We start from the raw sequence: 1,117 nt of genomic DNA, 5'->3' as shown, positions 1-1,117 counted from the left end.
CAGGCATTGATCACCAAAGCCCTCTCCGGTTTCTTTGGGGGTGGGATGGGCAGCATGGGGGCCAGCGCATTGTCTTCGGCGGGGGGTAGCCTGTCTTCGGTGGGTTCTGGCACCACCATAACGCCGGATGTCTGGAAGAGTCCCATCATGAATGCGAAAGGCGGCGTTTATCAATCGACGGATTTAAGTCAGTACAGCGGGCAGGTGGTCAGTCAACCGACGCTGTTTGCGTTCGCCAAAGGGGGCGGAGTGATGGGGGAAGCCGGCCCGGAAGCGATCTTGCCCTTAAAACGCGGTGCTGACGGTAAGCTGGGGGTTCAAGCCACCGGCAGTACGGGCAACTCCACCTTTAATTCCGTTCATATTGTGATCCATGCCGAGGGAACGCATGACACGAAAACATCCCGGGGTGCCGAGTCTGCGGGGCAGGATATTGCGAAATTTGTCGATCAGCGCTTCAAATTTTTATTGCATAAAAGTCTGAGTCAGGGTGGTGAACTCAGCGCGGCGATTAAAGGAGGACGATAATGATAAAAACCTTTGATTTTCCTGTCAGGGTGGGCGCGAGTGGCGAGTTTGAGCCGAGGGTACGTGCCGTCCAGTTCGGTGATGGCTATAAGCAGACCTCCGGCAGTGGGATCAACGCGCAGCGCGAAAATTGGCCAGTGTCTTTTGTCGGGACGTTGTCTGATATCCAGCCGATTATCGCTTTTTTGCGTGAGCATCAGGGCTGGCGCGCATTTAAATGGCGTAATCCGCTCTCTGAACCGGGATTGTATCAGGCAGGAAAATTCACAGTTCAGGCCCATGGCGCTTATTTCACGCTCTCTGTGACCTTCACCCGTATCTATCATCCGTAAGAGATCTCATCATGACCATGAATGCAACACTTCAGCGGCTTGAGCCGGGAAGTAAAATTGTCTTATTGACTGTCGATGGCTCGGCCTTTGGCGGGCCTGTCTTGTACTTTCACCATCATCCTATCCCGTATACCGAGGCTGAGCTAGAAAATAGCGGGAACTTACCGGTGAAATCGCTCTGGTGGCAGGGTGTAGAATACAAACCGTGGCCCGTCAGCATTGAAGGGCTGGAAGTGACCAGTGATGGAAGGGCGGTA

1 protein-coding gene and 2 pseudogenes are annotated in these 1,117 nt (G+C 53.9%); all 3 read left to right on the top strand.

Going from position 1 to position 1,117, the window contains the following annotated elements; genetic code table 11:
- Positions 1-528: pseudogene (locus tag AACS92_RS21780) on the top strand (phage tail tape measure protein); the annotation flags it as partial.
- Positions 528-860 carry a phage tail protein gene (locus AACS92_RS21775; RefSeq protein WP_099112028.1) on the top strand — a complete coding sequence of 111 codons (333 nt, stop codon included), beginning with the start codon at positions 528-530 and terminating at the stop codon, positions 858-860. The pseudogene AACS92_RS21780 and the gene AACS92_RS21775, both read left to right, overlap by 1 nt.
- Positions 861-871: 11 nt before the next feature.
- A pseudogene (locus tag AACS92_RS21770) lies at positions 872-1,117 on the top strand (phage minor tail protein L); the annotation flags it as partial.

This window comes from Xenorhabdus sp. KJ12.1 (assembly GCF_963876495.1).
Lineage (GTDB): Bacteria > Pseudomonadota > Gammaproteobacteria > Enterobacterales > Enterobacteriaceae > Xenorhabdus > Xenorhabdus stockiae.
This window is presented reverse-complemented; position numbering and strand designations above follow the sequence as displayed.